19 protein-coding genes are annotated in these 17927 nt (G+C 68.8%); 12 read left to right on the top strand and 7 right to left on the bottom strand.

From position 1 onward, the window contains the following. Positions 1-43: 43 nt before the first annotated feature. Positions 44-1324 (bottom strand): O-antigen ligase family protein, encoded by a 1281-nt coding sequence (locus ACWJI3_RS05065; protein ID WP_480203070.1) that lies wholly within the window; start codon positions 1322-1324, stop codon positions 44-46. A gap of 2 nt (positions 1325-1326) precedes the next feature. After that, on the bottom strand, positions 1327-2181 hold the full coding sequence (gene purU, locus ACWJI3_RS05060) for a formyltetrahydrofolate deformylase (protein WP_094511547.1): 855 nt from the start codon (positions 2179-2181) through the stop codon (positions 1327-1329). Between the two features lie 133 nt (positions 2182-2314). On the opposite strand from purU, the gene psbQ reads away from it, so the two are divergent. From psbQ to pstS, 3 genes are all read left to right on the top strand, one after another. Next, complete coding sequence (psbQ, locus tag ACWJI3_RS05055; protein ID WP_480203069.1) at positions 2315-2797, top strand: photosystem II protein PsbQ; 483 nt, start codon at positions 2315-2317, stop codon at positions 2795-2797. A gap of 67 nt (positions 2798-2864) precedes the next feature. Continuing rightward, positions 2865-3932, top strand: coding sequence for an NAD(P)/FAD-dependent oxidoreductase (locus ACWJI3_RS05050; RefSeq protein ID WP_480203068.1), 1068 nt, complete (start codon positions 2865-2867; stop codon positions 3930-3932). A gap of 60 nt (positions 3933-3992) precedes the next feature. After that, on the top strand, positions 3993-5018 hold the full coding sequence (gene pstS, locus ACWJI3_RS05045) for a phosphate ABC transporter substrate-binding protein PstS (RefSeq protein WP_480203067.1): 1026 nt from the start codon (positions 3993-3995) through the stop codon (positions 5016-5018). Positions 5019-5195: 177 nt separating this feature from the next. On the opposite strand, the gene dnaK is transcribed toward pstS, so the two are convergent. After that, positions 5196-7103: a molecular chaperone DnaK gene (gene dnaK / locus ACWJI3_RS05040; protein ID WP_094511214.1), complete on the bottom strand. Its 1908-nt coding sequence runs from the start codon at positions 7101-7103 to the stop codon at positions 5196-5198. A gap of 246 nt (positions 7104-7349) precedes the next feature. Here dnaK and ACWJI3_RS05035 point away from each other — a divergent pair, with 246 nt between their 5' ends. From ACWJI3_RS05035 to ACWJI3_RS05020, 4 genes are all read left to right on the top strand, one after another. Then, positions 7350-8342: a shikimate dehydrogenase gene (locus tag ACWJI3_RS05035; RefSeq protein WP_480203066.1), complete on the top strand. Its 993-nt coding sequence runs from the start codon at positions 7350-7352 to the stop codon at positions 8340-8342. Next, on the top strand, positions 8342-8806 hold the full coding sequence (locus ACWJI3_RS05030) for a Tic20 family protein (RefSeq protein ID WP_480203065.1): 465 nt from the start codon (positions 8342-8344) through the stop codon (positions 8804-8806). The genes ACWJI3_RS05035 and ACWJI3_RS05030 overlap by 1 nt, the downstream gene beginning before the upstream one ends. A gap of 110 nt (positions 8807-8916) precedes the next feature. Next, a complete protein-coding gene (gene rpsF / locus ACWJI3_RS05025) occupies positions 8917-9285 on the top strand; it encodes a 30S ribosomal protein S6 (protein ID WP_094511212.1) in 369 nt (122 codons plus the stop codon). A 246-nt stretch (positions 9286-9531) separates the two neighbouring features. Continuing rightward, a complete protein-coding gene (locus ACWJI3_RS05020) occupies positions 9532-10428 on the top strand; it encodes a RodZ domain-containing protein (RefSeq protein ID WP_480203064.1) in 897 nt (298 codons plus the stop codon). Between the two features lies 1 nt (position 10429). On the opposite strand, the gene ACWJI3_RS05015 is transcribed toward ACWJI3_RS05020, so the two are convergent. Together ACWJI3_RS05015 and ACWJI3_RS05010 are read right to left on the bottom strand one after the other, a co-directional pair. After that, positions 10430-11650 (bottom strand): argininosuccinate synthase, encoded by a 1221-nt coding sequence (locus ACWJI3_RS05015; protein WP_480203063.1) that lies wholly within the window; start codon positions 11648-11650, stop codon positions 10430-10432. Then, on the bottom strand, positions 11647-11871 hold the full coding sequence (locus ACWJI3_RS05010) for a hypothetical protein (RefSeq protein WP_144036949.1): 225 nt from the start codon (positions 11869-11871) through the stop codon (positions 11647-11649). The genes ACWJI3_RS05015 and ACWJI3_RS05010 overlap by 4 nt, the downstream gene beginning before the upstream one ends. Before the next feature lie 95 nt (positions 11872-11966). Here ACWJI3_RS05010 and ACWJI3_RS05005 point away from each other — a divergent pair, with 95 nt between their 5' ends. The 3 genes from ACWJI3_RS05005 (at position 11967) to ACWJI3_RS04995 (ending at position 13703) form a co-directional block, all read left to right on the top strand. Next, positions 11967-12218 carry a DUF3134 domain-containing protein gene (locus tag ACWJI3_RS05005; RefSeq protein WP_094511208.1) on the top strand — a complete coding sequence of 84 codons (252 nt, stop codon included), beginning with the start codon at positions 11967-11969 and terminating at the stop codon, positions 12216-12218. 65 nt (positions 12219-12283) lie between these two features. After that, positions 12284-13369: a phospho-N-acetylmuramoyl-pentapeptide-transferase gene (gene mraY / locus ACWJI3_RS05000; protein ID WP_480203062.1), complete on the top strand. Its 1086-nt coding sequence runs from the start codon at positions 12284-12286 to the stop codon at positions 13367-13369. A gap of 91 nt (positions 13370-13460) precedes the next feature. Beyond that, positions 13461-13703, top strand: coding sequence for a hypothetical protein (locus tag ACWJI3_RS04995; protein WP_094511206.1), 243 nt, complete (start codon positions 13461-13463; stop codon positions 13701-13703). A gap of 92 nt (positions 13704-13795) precedes the next feature. Here the strand turns inward: ACWJI3_RS04995 and ACWJI3_RS04990 are convergent, their stop codons facing one another. Next, entirely contained in the window at positions 13796-13984 is a 189-nt protein-coding gene (locus ACWJI3_RS04990; RefSeq protein WP_480203061.1) for a cytochrome B6, read from the bottom strand. A 59-nt stretch (positions 13985-14043) separates the two neighbouring features. On the opposite strand from ACWJI3_RS04990, the gene purT reads away from it, so the two are divergent. Both purT and ACWJI3_RS04980 read left to right on the top strand, forming a co-directional pair. Beyond that, positions 14044-15240, top strand: coding sequence for a formate-dependent phosphoribosylglycinamide formyltransferase (purT, locus tag ACWJI3_RS04985; RefSeq protein WP_480203060.1), 1197 nt, complete (start codon positions 14044-14046; stop codon positions 15238-15240). Between the two features lie 50 nt (positions 15241-15290). Beyond that, positions 15291-16319, top strand: coding sequence for an LCP family protein (locus ACWJI3_RS04980; RefSeq protein WP_480203059.1), 1029 nt, complete (start codon positions 15291-15293; stop codon positions 16317-16319). A 33-nt stretch (positions 16320-16352) separates the two neighbouring features. On the opposite strand, the gene ACWJI3_RS04975 is transcribed toward ACWJI3_RS04980, so the two are convergent. After that, complete coding sequence (locus ACWJI3_RS04975; RefSeq protein ID WP_480203058.1) at positions 16353-17906, bottom strand: alpha/beta hydrolase family protein; 1554 nt, start codon at positions 17904-17906, stop codon at positions 16353-16355. Between the last annotated feature and the right edge of the window lie 21 nt (positions 17907-17927).

Here is a 17927-nt window from a genome sequence, read left to right as displayed (position 1 = left end):
CCTCAACCTGATCGGGCCCGGATCGGGCATGGCGCTGAGGTGATCAGTCCTTGGTCAACGTCTGAGGGTCGGGATGATGCCGTTCGACTGTCCGCAACCCCGCCAGGAGTATCCACCCGGCGATATTGATGCGGCTGTCGTACATCGGAATGTCGGTGGCGTGAAGGACCACCAGCACCAGGGTTGCCGCCCACCAGGCCCGCTCGAACACCGGCTCCCTGGCAATCCCAAGCCGCGCCGCACGGATCAGAAGCCACAGCACGATCGCCACCACGCCCACGGCAGCCGGCAGGCCGTGGCTGACCGCCAGGTCAATCACCACGTTGTGGGGGTGGCCATGCCACTGGCCCGTACGCAGCGGGTAGATCACGCTGAAGGCCGCCGCGCCCCAGCCCAGCCAAGGCCGCTCGGCGATCAGCATCAGAGCCACGCCCCACTGGCTGAGCCGGGTGCTCGCCAGATTTCGCTCACCGGCGAACTTGACGTCATTCAGGCGGGCCCAGATCGCCTCAGGCACCAACGCGCGGGCGGGGGCCTGCAGCAACGCCGGCACGCCAGGCAGGCTGGCCAGGATGACGGGCAGCAGCAGCAGCAGCAAAAGCGGCAGCAGCCATGGCCAGCTGATCGGCCCGGCCACGATTGGGGCCGCCAGCACCAGGGCCCCCCAGGCATTGCGTGAATCGGTGAGATAGAGGGACGTAGCGAAAAGGGCCGCCAGACCGAGCGCCGCAGCGCGCCGCTGCCAGCTCTGGCCTGCCTGCAGCAGTGCCGCCAGCGCGAAGGGCCAGGCCAGCGCCAGCCAGGCACCGGCGATGTTGGCGTAGTCGAACAGGCCGGAAAAACGCCCGTCAGGCGTGCCCCCCTCGCCGATGTGCCAGATGATCGCTCCACCCAGGATCTGGAACGGCCCGGACCAGCCCCACCACAGCTGGCCCAGGCCCGTAACGATCACCGGCACCGTGCCGGCCAGCAGCCAGAGCCCCACGCGGCGGCGGGCAGCGGCGCTGGCCACATACGGCTGAAAGCCCCAGAACGCCCAGAAGAAGGGCAGCCAATTTCCCATCCCCACCCAGGCAAGCCAGCCGCTGGTGGCGCGGAAGCAACCGATCACCATCAAGGCAGCCACCACCAGCAGCACCCGGTTGACCTTGTCCTGGAGGAACCGTCCGCGGCGGCTGGCGGCCACAAGCGCGACCAGCAGCAGCAGGCCAGCGATCAGGGCGCTACTGGGCAGCACGAAGACCCCAAGCTGGAAGCAACGCCAACCCAGGGGTGGCGCCGTCTCGGGACGGCAGCTGTCGAGGCGGCGGATCGGCTCCCGCATGATCAGGAGAACACCGCTGTGCGGCCGCGGTAGACCATCACCTGGCCACGCAGGTGCAGGCGTAACGCCCGGGCCAGCGCCAGCCGTTCAGTGTCGCGGCCTTTACGGATCAGATCGTCCACGTCGTCGCGGTGACTGACGGTGATCGTGGCCTGCTCGATGATCGGGCCGCCATCGAGCTCCTCGGTCACGTAGTGGGCGGTGGCTCCGATCAACTTGACCCCCCGCTCCCAGGCGCGGTGGTAGGGCTGGGCCCCCTGAAAAGCGGGCAGAAACGAATGGTGGATGTTGATCACCGGCGGCGCCCCCAGCAGGAAGGCTGGGCTCAGCACCTGCATGTACTTGGCCAGCACCACCAGGTCGATGTCCAGCTCGCTCAGCAGTTGCCGCTGGGCTTGCTCCACCTGCTCGCGGCTGCCGGCGCTGATCGGCAGATGCACGAAGCGGGCACCGAAATCGGCGGCAAGCAGCTCAAGATCCGGATGGTTGGACACCACCAGCGGCACCTGCATCGGCAGCTCTCCGGCCCGCGTGCGCCAGAGCAGATCCACCAGGCAATGGTCCTGCCGCCCCACGAAGATCGCCACGCGCGGGTGGCCGTCGGAGAAGCGCAGCGTGCCTTCCCCCCCCAGCCGCTCGGCAAGAGCAAGCGCGGCCGGGCCGATCGCCTCCCGCGGCAGGCCGAAGCCCTCCACCTCCCACTCCAGACGGCTGAGGAACAGGCCGGCACCGGCATCGGTGTGGTGATCGGCATGGCGGATGTTGCCGCCATTGGCAGCCACCCAGCCCGAAAGGGTGCTCACCAGCCCAGGACGGTCGGGGCAGATCACCTGAAGGATCGCCGTTGGAAGGGTCATCACCGCCAGGATTGCCAGGGTCATTGTGCCGCCCGCCCTGGAGGGCCGGTCCCACAACCTGGGCGGGTGGTGTTGATCAGAGCCACAGCGCTGCATGAACGGACGTAAAGTCCGCTCGCCTGTTCCCGTCGTCATGGTCGCTCAGCTGGTTTTCGCGCTTCGTTCCGCCCTGAAGCGCTTCGCCGTGCTCAGCCTTTCCGTGGTGCTCTGCCTGGGGCTGGCCGCCTGCGATGGGAATCAGGCCCGCAAGCCTCCCTCAATCAGCCCGGCGGACATGGCCGTGATCCAGCGCCAGGCCGCAGGCTTCCAGGCCGCCAAAGACCGGCTGCCGGAACTGGCGGAGCTGATCAACGAACGCAACTGGGTGTTCACCCGCAACCTGATCCACGGTCCGATGCAGGAAGTGGGTCGCGAGATGCTCTACATCAACCAGCGGCTTCTTCCCGCCGATCGTCCAGCCGCCACCAAGCTCGCCAACCAGCTGAAGGCCGCCCTGGCCGAACTCGATGAAGCCGCCAAACTCCAGGACGGCGAGCGGCTGCGCAAGGGCTACATCAGGGTGGCCAGCGGTTTCGGCGCCTACAGCGACGTGATCCCCGCCGATCCGCTCGGCTGAGCCAACAGCCCCTCTGACGGCTCCTCCGCCCCATCTCCCGCCACCCTCCACGCCCGCGTCCCGGGTGGTGGTGATCGGCGCCGGCATCATCGGCCTGGCTGCTGCCTGGTGGCTCCAACGCCTCGGCCATGCGGTGGTGTTGGTGGATCCAGCCCCCCACGGCCCCCAGCCCGAAGGCAGCGGCAGCAGCGCCGCGCTCGGAGTGCTGATGGGGGAGGTGTTCCACCGCAGCAGCGGCCGGGCCTGGCGGCTGCGGCAGCAATCGTTGCGGCTGTGGGAGCAGTGGCGCGCCGAGCTGGACCTGGCCGGTCAGCCGGTGCCCCACCGGCCGGGCCTGCTATTGCTGGCCGCCGACGCTCAGGAGCTGGCGCGCCTCGAAGCCCTTGCCCTGAGCCGCCAGGCCCTGGGCCTGGCGATGGAGCTGTGGCGGCAGCCGGCGCTGGAAGCCCTTCGCCCCGCCCTGCCGCACGGTGCCCTGGCGGGGCTGTTCTCCCCCCGCGACGGGCAGCTCGATCCCCTTGCCGCCATGGCCGCCTTCCGTCACGACGGACAGACGCGCGGCCTGGAGCTGCGGGCGGATCGGGTGGAGGCCCTGGAGCGCCGCAACGACCGCTGGCAGGTGTCGCTGCGGGGTGGCGGCGGGCTGGAGGCCCCCTGGGTGTTGGTCGCCGCCGGCCTGGCCAGCCCGGCGCTGCTGGCGCCGCTCGGCCATGAGCGGCCGCTGGAGCCGGTGCTGGGCCAGGCCGCCGAGCTGGAGATCGGCCCTGAGCTCGCCGCTGCCTGGCCGGCGAGCGTGGTGTGGCGGGGCATCAACCTGGTGCCACGCCCGCAGCGGCGGCTATGGCTGGGCGCCACCCTGGAGCCCGGCCTGAGCGCCGATCCAGCCCGCTGGAGCGCCCTGCGCCAGCTGGAAGGCGCAGCACCGGAGTGGCTGGCGCAAGCGCGCGTGCAGCGCCACTGGCAGGGTCTGCGGGCGCGGCCGGCCGGGCGGCCGGCACCGTTGCTCGAGCAGCTGGAGCCGGGGCTGCTGCTGCTGTCCGGTCACTACCGCAATGGCGTGCTGCTGGCGCCAGCCAGTGCCGCCTGGGCTGCTGACGTGATCGCTACCGGGAACAGGAGCCTTACCTGTCGTTAACGTTGGCAGCCGTGCCCTTGGATAGCTTCCGGGGGAAGCATTCCGCTCGCCCGTCGTCCCATGGCCTCCCCCACCCGATTGCACCGCCGTCCGTTCGCCCGTCTGGCGCTGCCGCTCGGCCTGGGCGCGGCGATGGCGCTCACGGCCTGCGGTGGCGGTAGCGGGGGCGGCGGGGGCGGCCAGCTCACCGGCACCCTCAACGGCGCCGGCGCCTCCTTTCCCTCCTCCATCTATCAGAGCTGGTTCCAGCAGCTGGCCTCCACCGGCTTGAAGGTGAACTACCAGTCGGTGGGCTCCGGCGCCGGAGTGCGCCAGTTCATCGCCGGCACCGTGGATTTCGGCGCCAGCGATGCGCCGATGGACGCTGAGGACCTCGCCAAGGTGAGCCGCGGCACCGTGCAGGTGCCGATGACGGCCGGCGCCATCGCCGTGGCCTACAACCTGCCCGGCTGCGAGCTCAAGCTCACCCAGTCCCAGGTGGCGGAAGTGTTCCTCGGCAAGATCAAGAACTTCAAGGAGCTGGGCTGCGCTGATCAGCAGATCAACGTGGTGTATCGCTCGGACGGCTCCGGCACCACCTACAACTTCACCAACAGCCTGGCGGCCTTCAGCGAGGCCTGGAAGAGCGGCCCCGGAGCCGGCAAAGCGGTGGCCTGGCCGGTGGGCGTCGGCGCCAAGGGCAACGAGGGCGTGGCCGCCAACCTGGGCCAGAACCGCGGCAGCATCGGCTACGTGGAAACCTCCTTTGTGAAGGGCGATCTGCAGGCGGCCGCCGTTCAGAACAAGAGCAGCGACTTCGCCAAGCCCGACAGCGAAAACGCCAGCAAGGCGCTGGCCGCCATCGATCTCGGGCCCGACCTGATCGGCAGCGATCCCAACCCCTCGGCCGGCTACCCGATCGTCACCTTCACCTGGATCCTGCTCTACAAAACCGGCAACGACGAGAAGGCCGAGATGCTCAAGAAGGTCTTCAACACCACCTTGTCGGAAGAGTTCCAGAGCAAGGCCCCCACGCTGGGCTACGTGAGCCTGCCGGCTGAGGTGATCACCAAGGCCAAAGCCGCTGTCGACAGCATCGGCAAGTAATCCCCGGCACACCGTCCACAGCCGGCTTCAGGCCCCGGCCTGCGCCAACGGCTTCCCAGCCCGGCTACCTGCCATACCCGGATTCCTGCCCCTGAAGAGCAAAAAAAGCCCTCCCTGCGGAGGGCTTTTCTGCTGAGACGTGAGGGCCGGTGGCAGGCCCGAAGGCCCGCCCACCGCTCACTTGCTCTCAGTGAACTCGGCGTCGATCACGTCGTCGGCGGCAGCACCGGAGGCAGAGGCACCATTGCCGGCCGCTCCGTTGGCCGCCGCCGCTTCAGCGGCACCGGCCTGCTGATACACAGAGGCGCCCAGGGCATAGAGCTCCTGTTGCAGCTCTTCGAGCAGGCTCTTCATGGCGGTGAAGTCTTCCTTCTCGACCGCTTCCTTGAGCTGCACCCGCTTGGCTTCCACCTTGTCCTTGGCGTCGGCGGCCACCTTGTCGCCCAGTTCGCCGAGCTGCTTCTCGGCCTGATACACGAGGGTTTCGGCCTGGTTCTTCAGGTCGATGCGCTCGCGCTTCTCCTTGTCGGCCGTGGCATTCAGCTCGGCGTCCTTCACCATCTTCTCCACCTCGTTGTCGCTGAGGGTGGAGGCGCCGGTGATGGAGATGCTCTGCTCCTTGCCGCTGCCCTTGTCCTTGGCGGTCACGCTGAGGATGCCGTTGGCGTCGATGTCGAAGGTGACTTCGATCTGGGGCACGCCGCGGGGGGCCGGAGGAATGCCGTCGAGACGGAAGGTTCCCAGGCTCTTGTTGTCAGACGCGAGCTCGCGCTCACCCTGCAGCACGTGGATCTCCACGTTGGTCTGGCCATCCACCGCGGTGGAATACACCTCCGACTTCTTGGTGGGGATGGTGGTGTTGCGGGTGATCATCTTGGTCATCACGCCGCCCAGGGTTTCCACACCCAGCGACAGCGGGGTGACGTCGAGCAGAAGGATGTCCTTCACCTCACCGGCCAGCACACCGCCCTGAATGGCGGCGCCCACGGCCACCACTTCGTCGGGGTTCACCGTCTGGTTGGGGTCCTTGCCGGTGACCCGCTTGACCAGTTCCAGCACCGCGGGGATGCGGGTGGACCCCCCCACCATCACCACCTCATCCAGCTCGCTGCTGGCGAGTTTGGCGTCCTTGAGGGCCTGCTCCACCGGCACCCGGCAGCGATCGATCAGCTTGCTGGCCAGCTCCTCGAACTTCGCCCGGGTGAGGGTGACATCCAGGTGCTTGGGGCCTTCCGGCGTGGCTGTGATGAACGGCAGATTGATCTCGCTCTGGGTGGCGCTGGAGAGCTCGATCTTGGCCTTCTCGGCCGCTTCGGTGAGGCGCTGCAGGGCCTGCTTGTCCTGGCGCAGGTCGATGCCTTCGTTGGCCTTGAAGGAATCCGCCAGGAAGTCGACGATCACCTTGTCGAAGTCGTCGCCACCCAGGTGGGTGTCGCCACTGGTGGAGAGCACCTCGAACACGCCATCGCCCACTTCGAGCACGGACACGTCGAAGGTGCCGCCGCCGAGGTCGAACACCAGGATGCGCTCGTTGCTCTTGCGATCCAGGCCATAGGCCAGGGCCGCCGCGGTGGGCTCGTTGATGATGCGCAGCACTTCGAGGCCGGCGATCTTGCCGGCGTCCTTGGTGGCCTGGCGCTGGGAGTCGTTGAAGTAGGCGGGCACCGTGATCACCGCCTGGGTGACGGTTTCACCGAGGTACTTGCCGGCGTCTTCCGCCAGCTTGCGCAGCACCTGGGCCGACACTTCCTCCGGGGCGAACTGCTTGTTCAGCACCGGGCACTTGACCTTCACATTGGCGCCCACCTTTTCGACGCCATAGCTCACTTCCTTCGATTCTTCGTTCACTTCCTCGACCCGGCGGCCGATGAAGCGCTTGACCGAATAGAAGGTGTTTTCAGGGTTCATCACCGCCTGGCGCTTGGCGATCTGCCCCACCAGCTGGTCCTGGTTCTTCGTGTACGCCACCACCGAAGGCGTGGTGCGGAAGCCTTCGGCGTTGGCAATCACCGTGGGCTTGCCGCCCTCCATGACCGCCACGCAGCTGTTCGTCGTGCCCAGATCAATCCCAACAACCTTGCCCATGGTGTCCCACCTCCTCTGATCGGATCGTGTTCTTACCGCTGCATCCTCAGCAACAGGGGCCTGGCGAGGCGAGGGGTGGTTTCCGAACTGCAGCCGTACCACTGGCTCTTCTGTGGTGCAGCCGGGCCCGTGGGGAGGGCGCAGCTGATGGTGCTTCCCATGGCGCCGCCGCTGGGCCACCGATGATGCCGCAGAGGCCCCGGAGGCCTCCGCTGCCGCTGGTGGCACCGCCGCAAGCCCCCCCCCATGACCCACACCATCACCGGCCAGACCGCCCTGCTGGGCGTGCTCGGCGATCCGGTGCGCCATTCGCTCTCGCCGGTGATGCACAACGCCGCCCTGCGGGCACTCGGCCTCGACTGGATCTATCTGGCCCTGCCGGTGGCTGCCGCCGACCTGGCCACGGTGGTACGCGGCCTGGAAGCCGTCGACTGCCGCGGCCTCAACGTCACCCTGCCCCACAAGCAGGCCGTGGCCGCCCTGGCGGCGGAACTCAGCCCCCTGGCCCGCCGGGTCGGGGCCGTCAACACCCTGGTGCGCCGCGAGGCGGGCGGCTGGCTGGGCACGAACACCGATGTGGACGGCTTTCTGGCACCCCTGCGACAGGCGGCGGCGGGCGGCGGGGCCGGCGGCTGGAGCGGGCGGCGCGCCGTATTGCTGGGTTGCGGCGGCAGTGCCCGCGCCGTGGTGGCCGGTCTCACCGAGCTGGGTCTGGGGCGCATCACCGTGGCCGCCCGCGACCACGGCCGCCTGGCGGCCTTCCAGGCGAGCTGCGGTGACTGGGCGCCGGCCCTGGACAGCTGGCTCTGGAGCGCACCCGCTGGCCGTGGGGACGGCAACGCCGCCGCTGCTGGCCCCAGCCTGGCGCAACGCCTCAACGAGGCGGATCTGGTGGTGAACAGCACGCCGGTGGGCATGGGCGCGCCCGCCAGTGCTTCGGCAGCCATGGCCGCCACCCGTTCCCCCCTGACGGCAGCCGAGCTGGAGGCACTGCGCCCCGGCACACTCGTCTACGACCTCATCTACACGCCTCGCCCCACCCCGCTGCTGCAGGACGCCGCCGCCCGGGGCTGCCACACCCAGGACGGCCTGGAGATGCTCGTGCAGCAGGGGGCTGCCGCCCTGCAGCTCTGGCTCCAGGCGGCCGGCCAGGCGCTGCCGGTGCCCGTCGACGCCATGCGCGAAGCGGCCACAGCGTGGCTGGCGGCACCTACCGTGGGCGGACCCGGCCCCGGCTGATGGACATCCCCATCTGGCAACGTTTTCTGGCCGTTCTGGCCTACCTGCTGCCCTGGAGCGACGCCCTTCCCTTCGGCAGGGACCTGTTCGGCCTCTTTCCACTGCTGCAGTGGCTGGCCGTTCCGGCGCTGCCGCTGGCCACCCTCCAGCAACTCGTTCCCTTCGGCGGGTTCGTGATCTTCCTGGTGCTGTTTCTAGCGGTGGTGCGCAACCCGCGGGTTCCCTACTTCATCCGCTTCAACGTGCTGCAGGCGATCCTGATCGACATCGTGCTGATCCTGGTCTCGCTCACCTTCCTGATCCTGCTGAGCCCCCTGGCGGGCAGCTTCGCCGTGCGCACCCTCAGCAACACGGTCTTCCTCGGCACGCTGCTGCTGGTGCTGTTCTCCGTGATCCAGTGCGTCCGCGGCAAGGAACCCGAGATCCCCACCGTGTCCGAGGCGGTGCGCATCCAGCTCTACTGAGGCGCCGCTGAAGCCCCGGACAGCCCGGCGGGTAGGGTGGTGAGTCCGTCGCTGGTCGCCAACAGGCTGCCGGCCTCATCCGAGCCCGTCACGGAGCTTTCACTCCCGCCATGTCGCAGAAGCCTTACTACGAAACGATGTACATCCTTCGTCCGGACATCCCGGAGGAAGAGGTGGAGACGCATGTCAACAAATACCGTGACATCGTCACCGAAGCCGGTGCCGAAGTGCTCGACACCCAGATGCGCGGCAAGCGGCGTCTGGCCTACACGATCGCCAAGCATCGCGAAGGCATCTACGTGCAGCTCAACCACAACGGCGATGGCCAGCAGGTGGCCCTGCTGGAGCGGGCGATGCGTCTCAGCGAAGACGTGATCCGTTACCTCACCGTCAAGCAGGACGGCCCGATGCCAGCCCCCCGCGCCGGTGGCGCAGCGGCGCCCGCCGAAGCCGAGGCTGCCATCGCTGTCGCCTCCTGACCCTGGGCCTTCACCGGCTGCTCCAGATCCGGGGACACAACACCGGGGTCGCAACGACTGCTGCAGTCGCGGCGGTCCCGGATAGCCTGAGTCCCATCTTGTCCCCCGTTCTGGACGTTGCCCGAACACGTCCCCTCCGACCGGTTCGGGTCTGACGACCCGACTGCCCCTCAGGCCAACGGCAGTGATCCGGCAACCCTTGAGGTTGATCTTCAAGCCACGCGGCTTGAGTTGCAGTCCAGCCAGATGCAGCTCCAGTCGGCCCACCTGCGTCTGAGCCGTACCCAGCAGGAGCTGGAGCAGGCGCGCCGTCACCAAGCGGAACTGGAATCTCTGGTTTCCGAGTTGCCTGAGATCTTCGAGCGCAAGTTCAAGGAACGCTGCGAGCCGATCCTGGAGCGCCAGAGGTTGCTGACGGAGGAGAACCAGTCGTTGCGGCAAACGCTCCAGCACGCGCTGCCTGGCCTCAACCCCCAGCAACGCATCTTGATGCCCGCTCCCGCGCCTGCCGCCGCACCGGGTCCGCCACCACCACCCACACCACCGTCCAGGGAGCGGCCCACCCAGCCGCGCACGCCGCTGCAGCCGCTGCACTGGTTGAAGAGCTCCCTGAGCGCCGCACCCCGTCTGCCGCAAACCCGGCACCAACTGCTGCTGATCGCCGGAGCGGTGGGCCTGCTCTCGCTCGGAGGCACCCTCGGATGGCATCAACTGCGGCAATCCCCCGCTTCCGCTCCCTCGGTGAACACCACTGCGTCAGTGGCGGAAGCGCAAGGGCAGGCCAAGAGCGGCAATGGCACCAGTGCCGCCACCCCCACTCCCGACGCTGTCGGGCCCAACGAAGTGGCCCTGCGCAGCAACGAGGACAACTGGGTGGAGGTGCGCAACGGCGCCGGCACCTACCTATTCGCGGGCTTGCTGAAAGGGGAGAAGCGATTTGCACTCAGTGAGGGGCTGCAGGTGTTCGCCGGCCGTCCCGACCTGCTCACGATTCGACGCGCTGATGGCCCAGCCCGCCTGCTGGGGCGCATCAGTGACGTCGCCTGGGTCACCATCCAGCCTGGAGCCAGCGGCCGTGGCTCCGGGCCTGACGCCGAAGCAACCCCCACCACGTCTCCGGCCATCGCGACTCCCAGCCCCTGAACTAACGCCGCCTCGCGGCGGCCCACAGGCGCGTGGGCAGGCCCCACATGTAGATGAACCCCTCAGCCGCCCGGTGATCGAAGCGATCGTCGGCACCGTAGGTGGCCATGTCGGGCATGTAGAGGCTTTCGCTGGAGGAGCGGCCGATCACGGTGGCATTCCCCTTGTGGAGCCGGATCCGCACCGTGCCGCTGACGGTCAGCTGGGTGCGGTCGAGGAAGCCGTCGAGCGCCTCCTTGAGCGGGCCGAACCAGAGGCCCTGGTACACAAGATCAGACCAGCTGGTTTCGATCTGGCGCTTGTAGCGCAGCACATCGGCGGCCAGGGTGAGGCTTTCGAGTTCCTGGTGGGCCTTGATCAGCAGCAGCAGGCCGGGGGTTTCATAGATCTCCCGCGACTTGATCCCCACCACCCGGTTCTCGATCATGTCGAGACGGCCGAAGCCATGGCTGCCGGCAAGGGCGTTGGCGCGGCGCACCAGCGCCACCGGATCAAGCCGTTCGCCGTTGATCGCCACCGGATTGCCCTGCTCGAAGCTGATCTCCACCACCTCGGGCTGCTCCGGCGCTGCGCTCACCGAGCAGGTCATGGCGTAAATCTCTTCGGGGGGCTCAACCCAGGGATCCTCCAGCGGGCCGGCCTCGATGCTGCGGCCCAGCAGGTTCAAGTCGATCGAAAAAGGTGAGGCCTTGCTCACCGACACCGGGATGCCGCAACGCTCCCCATAGGCGATCGTTTCTTCGCGGCTCATGCCCCACTCGCGCGCCGGAGCGAGCACCTTGAGCTCGGGCGCCAGGGCCCCGATCGCCACGTCGAAACGCACCTGGTCGTTGCCCTTGCCAGTGCAGCCATGGGCCACGGCATCGGCGCCCACCTCACGGGCCACCTCCACCAGGCGACGGGCGATCAGCGGGCGGGCCAGGGCGGTGGAGAGGGGATAGCGGCCTTCGTAGAGGGCGTTGGCGCGGATGGCGGGAAAGGCGAAGTCGGTGATGAACGGCTCGATCAGATCACCCACGATCGACTGGCTGGCGCCGGAGTCGAGCGCCTTGCGGCGGATCGGCTCAAGCTCATCACCCTGGCCGAGATCGGCCGCGAAGGTGATCACCTCCTCCACGCCGAATTCGTTCAGCAGATAAGGAATGCAGACGCTCGTATCCACCCCGCCGGAGTAGGCGAGCACCACCCGTTTCGCCCGGGACGTCCGTTCCTCCTGTGTCATTCGCTCAGTGCCTCGCTCGGATCCGGTTGCTGGATTCTCCCCCAGCGGCGGGCGATCCAGAACCCCATCAGCAGCGGGGGCAACAGCAGCAGAGCCCAGACGATCGCCGGCGTGGGCGTCAGCGCCACCGGCCAGCGGCGGCCGGCGGCCACCAGCAGGCCACTGAGCAGCAGGGCAACGGCCCATACCCGCAGAATCCCGACCGCCTTGGATGCCGACAAGAAAACGGGGCAGAGGCCTGATCTATGGTGGTGGATCGGCGAACCGGGCGCAGCGTTGGCTTTCCCAGCCTGAACATCCCCGCTGATCTGCATTCATGAGCACCCTCGACAGCGTCAATCCCTCCCTCACCCGCTACGGGCGGGAAGAGCCGGCACCGGTGCTCCCCCTGCGGGACGAACCGGACCTGCTGAGCTGGCTGGAAACCAGCGGCCGGCTGGTGGTGGATGAGGAAACCGCCGCTCCTGACGTGAGCACGGTGGAAGAGGAGGAGCTTTCCGCCCTGATGGGCGAGAAAGAGGATTACAGCCCCGCCGACGAAGCGAGCGACGAAAGCTGGGAAGACTGACCCTTCCCCTCCCATCCGTCCGGTTACGAGGAACGGGCCTGAACGGCCGCCATCGCCCCTGATCCTTGGCCTCCACCTCCCCGCTCACCGCTCCCGGCCGGCTGCGTTCTCCCGCCAGCGCCCTCACCCTGCTGCTCGTGGCGGCGGCCTTGGGCTGCGATCTCTGGTTCCGGGTGTCCCAGCTCACGCTGCCGCTGCTGCTGGCGGCGCTGGTGAGCTGGACGCTGTGTGTGTGGGGGGTGCCGCGGCTGCGGGCCCTGAAAGTGGGCCAGGTGATCCGGGAAGACGGGCCCCAGGGCCACCTCAGCAAGGCCGGCACCCCCACGATGGGCGGTCTGCTGGTGGTGCCGGTGGGGGTGATCGTGGGCGGGCTGATTGCTCCGACCGATGAGCGCCTGCTGGCGGTGGCCGCCATCACCCTCGCCTTCCTGGCGATCGGCGGCTTCGACGACTGGCGCAGCCTCACCCGCCGCACCAACACCGGCCTGACCCCGAAGGGGAAGCTGGTGCTGCAGGCGCTGGCGGCGCTGCTGTTCCTGGCCTGGGGCAGCTGGCGTGGCTGGTTCGGCGGCGATGTGGGCCTGCCGTTCGGCTGGGTGCTGCCGCTGGGCCTGCTGCTGCTGCCGCTGGGTCTGTTCGTGTTCCTGGCCGAAAGCAACGCCACCAACCTCACCGATGGCCTCGACGGCCTGGCGGCAGGCTGCGGCGCCGTGGTGTTCACCGGCCTCGCCCTGGAGCTGATGCTGCGTGGCCACAGCGGCGACCCCGCCATGGCCGGCTTCTGCGCGGCGATGGCGGGCGCCTGGCTGGGCTTCCTGGGCCACAACCGCCACCCCGCCCGGGTGTTCATGGGCGACACCGGCTCGCTGGCGATGGGGGCGGCGCTCACGGCGGTGGCCCTGCTCACCGACAGCCTCTGGCCCCTGCTGGTGATGGGCGGGGTGTTCGTGGCCGAGTCCCTGTCGGTGATCCTGCAGGTGTGGGTGTTCAAAGCCACCAAGGGGCCCGATGGGCAGGGCCGGCGGCTGTTCCGCATGGCGCCGCTGCACCACCATTTCGAGCTGGCGGGCAACCCGGAACAGCGGGTCGTGGTGGGGTTCTGGCTCGCGAGCGTGGCCTTGGTGCTGCTCGGCCTCCTGCTGCTGCCCTGAGCCTCGAGCGCTGCGGCGCAGGGCGGAGCTGAGCAGAATCGAGAGGGTGGCTCCCACCCCCGCGTCCATTTCCCGCACTGCGAGCGTCGCCTTGGCTTACTTCACCTGGAAGGAAACGGGCCTGACGGCCGATTGCGCCAGCCTCGAGGCGATGGCAGCCCGCTTTGAGGAGGCCGCCGGACTGATGCGGCGCATGGCGCAGGAGGGCTTCCAACTGGAGCGCCACAGCGACGGCCAGCACATCACCCACGCGGATGCACAGGTGTTCGAGGCCTATGGCTTCGTGAGCGAGGAGCCGCCGGTGCGCCAGCTCGACCTGATCGCCGATTCCTGACCGGGCCGGGCTGATGGCGGCGTTTTGATCGGGGCGTTCTGTTGGGGGCCTGCTGGCTGAAGCGGTGGGTCGCGGCGGGGAGGTCGCGGCGCTCAGGAGCGACGCAGGAAGCCCACCAGCCACACGATCACGAACGCCAGCGAAGAGAGGCCGAGATAGATCAGCACACCATTCTGCAGGCCGTCGATGGTCCATCCGAACGGCAGCCCATCGACGCCGTCACCGGTGGACGCGAAGGCCAGAACGGCGGGCGAAGCGATCAAGGCAGGCGGGGCCGACACGCTGCTCTTCTAGCAGGGCCAAGCGGGGGAGCAGGATCAAGGGCACCTGCCCCCCCGTGATGACGGCGCCCACCTTCCCTCGCACCCTGATGCTGCTGGGCAGCGGCGAGCTGGGCAAAGAAGTGGCCATCGCCGCCCAGCGCCTCGGTTGCCGCGTGATCGCCGTCGACCGCTATGCCGGTGCGCCCGCCATGCAGGTGGCCGATGCGGCGGAGGTGATCCCGATGACCGATGCGGCGGCGCTGCTGGCCGTGGTGCGGCGCCACCGGCCGGATCTGGTGATCCCGGAGATCGAGGCCCTGGCCGTGGATGCCCTGGCTGAACTGGAGGCGGAAGGCGTCACCGTGATTCCCACGGCACAGGCCACAGCCGTGACCATGAACCGTGATCGCATCCGGGATCTGGCCGCCGGCACCCTGGGCCTGCGCACCGCCCGCTTCGCCTATGCCAGCAGCGCCGAGGAACTGGCCGCCGCCGCCGCGCCGCTCGGTTGGCCCGTGGTGGTGAAGCCGGTGATGAGCTCCTCGGGCAAGGGGCAGAGCGTGGTACGAGGCCCCGAAGGCATCGCGGCGGCCTGGGATGCGGCGCTGGCGGGCGCGCGCGGGGCCGGCGCGCGGGTGATCGTGGAGGAGTTCCTGCAGTTCGAGCAGGAGATCACCCTGCTCACAGTGCGGCAGTGGAACGGCCCCACGCTGTTCTGCCCGCCGATCGGCCACGTGCAGGAACGGGGCGACTACCAATGCAGCTGGCAGCCCGCCTGCCTCGCACCGGCTCAGCTGGAGGCAGCCCAGGCCATGGCCTTGAAGGTCACCGATCACCTGGGCGGAGCTGGACTGTTCGGCGTGGAGTTCTTCCTCACCGGTGCTGCCGGCTCCACAGACCCCGGTGCGGTGGTGTTCTCGGAACTCTCGCCCCGGCCGCACGACACGGGCCTGGTGACGCTGGCCGGCCAGAACCTCAGCGAGTTCGAGCTGCACCTGCGCGCCGTGCTGGGGCTGCCGATCCCCGCCATCCAATCCACTGGTCCCGCCGCCAGCCGGGTGATCCTGGCCGGCGAGCAGCTCAGCAGCGTGGCCTACACCGGCGTGGCGGCAGCCCTGGCCGAACCCGACACCACCGTGCTGCTGTTCGGCAAGCCGGAAGCACGGCCCCACCGGCGCATGGGTGTGGCCCTGGCGCGCGGCACCGATCTGGCTGAAGCACGGGAGCGGGCCGATCGCGCCGCCGCCCGGGTGGAGGTGGTGGCAGGTCCCTGACCTGGCCAGCCAGGGGAATGGGTTTTATGGTGCGGCCATCGGAAACCTCAATGCCCAAGGCCCAGTCGCGTCGTAGCCCTCTCTCCGTCACGGCCCGGGTGCAAGACCTTGGGTCGACGGCTGACCCTGCCGCTGGCCTTCAGGATGGCGCGCCGGCGGAAGGTGCACAGCGCCGGGGCAATGGTGGCAAGAGCCCCCGTCGCCGTCTGCATCGCCCCTCTGCGCTGCTGGGTCTGGCCTGTGGAGTGGGCCTGAGCCTGCTCGTCACCGGGCCCCTTCCCCAGCTGCTGGGCTCCTTGATGGCCGGGCTGATGAGAGCGGCCCCCTCGGTCAGCAGCCTGGTGGCGCCCCTCGGCCTCGACCAGCACCGCATCGTGGTGCTGGGCACCGATCACGTGGCCGCCAATACCGATGTGATGTTCACCGTGGAGGTGCAGGACGGCATCACCCGGCTGACCCAGGTGCCGCGGGACACCTTCATCGAATCCGACCAGCACGGCGTGCTGAAGGCCAATGCCCTCTATGCCATGGGTGGTGTGGAGGAAGTGAAGGCACAGCTCACCAGCTTGCTGGGCACTCCGGTGGACCGCTACGTGCTGGTCAACCTCGATGCCGTGCAGAAGCTGGCCGATGCCCTGGGCGGTGTGGAGGTGGATGTGCCCAAGCGCATGTATTACACCGACAGCCGCCAGGACCTTTACATCGACCTCTACCCGGGCGTGCAGCTGCTCAAGGGTGAAGCCCTTGAAGGCTTCCTGCGCTACCGCAACGATGAACTGGGCGATCTCGGCCGCATGGAGCGTCAGCAGATGGTGCTGCGGGAAGTGTTCCGCAAGCTGGCCCAGCCCGGCACGGTGGCCCAGTATCCGGCGCTGATCAAGCTGGCCGGCGAGAACGTAAAAACCGATCTCACGCCGATGGAGCTGGGCGCCCTGCTCTCCACCATGGGCTCCACCAAGCTCAGCACCAACCGCCTGCCGGGGCGGCTCTTCTGGCAGGACGACCTGAGTTACTGGATGCCGGACGCCAACACCGACCATCCGGCCAGCAGCGACAGCGAAGAACCGCCGGCTTTCTGAGCAGACCGGCTGCCGGCCCGCTCCAGTTCAGCCTCAGGGGGTGCGCTCACGCAGGGCGCCGGTCACGTCCACCAGGGGAATGGTGGTGTCGCCCCAACCATTGGCTGGCAGCAGTTGCGGGGCACCCGAGCGCGGGGCGACCGCAGGCCCGGCCGCATAGGCAGCGTTGGTCCAGGCCAGGAGCAAGCCGCGCAGCACCCCACCACCCACCTCGTAGGTGGAACCGAGATTGAAGTGATCGCCGCCTTTGGCCAGCACGAGGCTGTGCCCACCGCCGGCATTGCGCGCCTCCAGGGACATGGGCGTGATCGCCTCAGGCCCGGCGGGCACGACCCAGTCACGGCTGCCGCTCACCAGCAGCACGCGGCTGGAGATGGACTGGGCCGCACCGGAGGCGAACAGCAGCGACATGGGCGGACTGACCGCGACCACCGCCTTGATGCGGGGATCCGCCAGCGCGGCGGTGTTGGCGGAGGTGAGGAAGCTGCACTGCAGGATCCAGCTGAGATTTCTGGAGGGATCGAAGGGGTCGTTGCAGAACTCGGTCAGGCGGGTGTCGCTGGGCCTGGCACCGGCCAGCTGCAGCACGGTTGTGGCGCCCCACGACTGGCCCATGGCCACCACGGAGTCGGTGCGGATGCCGGGCGGCAGGCCCAGGCCACCGGCGGCGACGGCATCGATCACGGCGCTCACATCCAGGGGCCGCATCCGCAGCTCCTCCGGGCCCGGAGGCGGCACCTTGCCGGAGAGCATGGCGCTCTGCTGCTGCCGGTCGCTGCCGGGGTGGCGGGGCAGGAGCACGGTGTAGCCATGGCTGGCGAGATGGCGCCCCCAGCCCTCAAAGCTTTCCGGGCTGTCCCACAGACCGTGGGAGATCACCACCAGGCGGTTGTTGGCGCCTGTGGTCGGGCGGACCACCACCACGGACAACGGCTGGGGCCGGTAGGCCACGGGGATCGTCAGCTCAGCGCGTTGCGTGGCCAGTGGACCCGCTGAGCGCAGGGCCGGATCTTCCGCCGCCGCCGGCTGCGCGGCCAGCAGGATATCGGCCGGCTGCTGCTGCCGCGCCAGCCGCTGCACGGCGAACAGAGCGCGGCTCAGATCGAGCGTGGCCGTTTTCCCGGGCAGGGCCCGCAGCACGGTGAGCATGGTGAGCGGACCCTTGGCCGCCGCCTGGTCGAGCACCCTGGAGAGGTCTTCGCCGGTGAACGGCTCCGGCAGCCCGTCGATGCCGCCGAGCGCTGACACCAGCAGCAGGGCCTGGTTCAGCAGGGGCGAGGTCGCGGAGGTATCGACCACGGCCGTCACCTGCAGCGGCAGCGGGGCATTGAAGAGGTCAACGAACTTGCGGCCCACCGCTCCATCGGTGGCCCGGTCCAGCTCGGCCAGGTCGCTGTTGCCGGCCAACAGGCTGGCAGGGCTGCTGAGCTCGCTGAGCTCCACCGTGAAGTCGGTTTCCAGCAGCGGCAGCCGCATCTGCACCCGCTCCAGCGCCTGGGCGCGGGAAGGCGCCAGGGCGAGGCCCCCCACCAGCCCGGCAACGGTCAGCAGGGCGGTTGCCGCCGGCTTGAATCGACGCTGGGCCACGACGTTGGAGCGGTGATGCCT

The organism is Marcopretia estuarina LEGE 06307, assembly GCF_056633115.1.
Note: the sequence above shows the minus strand (reverse complement) of the source record. Positions and strands in the feature narration are given on the sequence as shown.

What these genes read in the sequence shown, in the direction of transcription:
- ACWJI3_RS05020 (WP_480203064.1), top strand. Translation starts at nt 9,532, where the DNA reads ATGCAGCTCCAGTCGGCCCACCTGCGTCTGAGCCGTACCCAGCAGGAG.
- ACWJI3_RS05005 (WP_094511208.1), top strand. Translation starts at nt 11,967, where the DNA reads ATGAGCACCCTCGACAGCGTCAATCCCTCCCTCACCCGCTACGGGCGG.
- ACWJI3_RS04980 (WP_480203059.1), top strand. Translation starts at nt 15,291, where the DNA reads ATGCCCAAGGCCCAGTCGCGTCGTAGCCCTCTCTCCGTCACGGCCCGG.
- ACWJI3_RS05035 (WP_480203066.1), top strand. Translation starts at nt 7,350, where the DNA reads ATGACCCACACCATCACCGGCCAGACCGCCCTGCTGGGCGTGCTCGGC.
- purU (WP_094511547.1), bottom strand. Translation starts at nt 2,181, where the DNA reads ATGACCCTTCCAACGGCGATCCTTCAGGTGATCTGCCCCGACCGTCCT.
- purT (WP_480203060.1), top strand. Translation starts at nt 14,044, where the DNA reads ATGACGGCGCCCACCTTCCCTCGCACCCTGATGCTGCTGGGCAGCGGC.
- rpsF (WP_094511212.1), top strand. Translation starts at nt 8,917, where the DNA reads ATGTCGCAGAAGCCTTACTACGAAACGATGTACATCCTTCGTCCGGAC.
- ACWJI3_RS05015 (WP_480203063.1), bottom strand. Translation starts at nt 11,650, where the DNA reads ATGACACAGGAGGAACGGACGTCCCGGGCGAAACGGGTGGTGCTCGCC.
- pstS (WP_480203067.1), top strand. Translation starts at nt 3,993, where the DNA reads ATGGCCTCCCCCACCCGATTGCACCGCCGTCCGTTCGCCCGTCTGGCG.
- ACWJI3_RS05065 (WP_480203070.1), bottom strand. Translation starts at nt 1,324, where the DNA reads ATGCGGGAGCCGATCCGCCGCCTCGACAGCTGCCGTCCCGAGACGGCG.
- psbQ (WP_480203069.1), top strand. Translation starts at nt 2,315, where the DNA reads ATGGTCGCTCAGCTGGTTTTCGCGCTTCGTTCCGCCCTGAAGCGCTTC.
- dnaK (WP_094511214.1), bottom strand. Translation starts at nt 7,103, where the DNA reads ATGGGCAAGGTTGTTGGGATTGATCTGGGCACGACGAACAGCTGCGTG.
- ACWJI3_RS05030 (WP_480203065.1), top strand. Translation starts at nt 8,342, where the DNA reads ATGGACATCCCCATCTGGCAACGTTTTCTGGCCGTTCTGGCCTACCTG.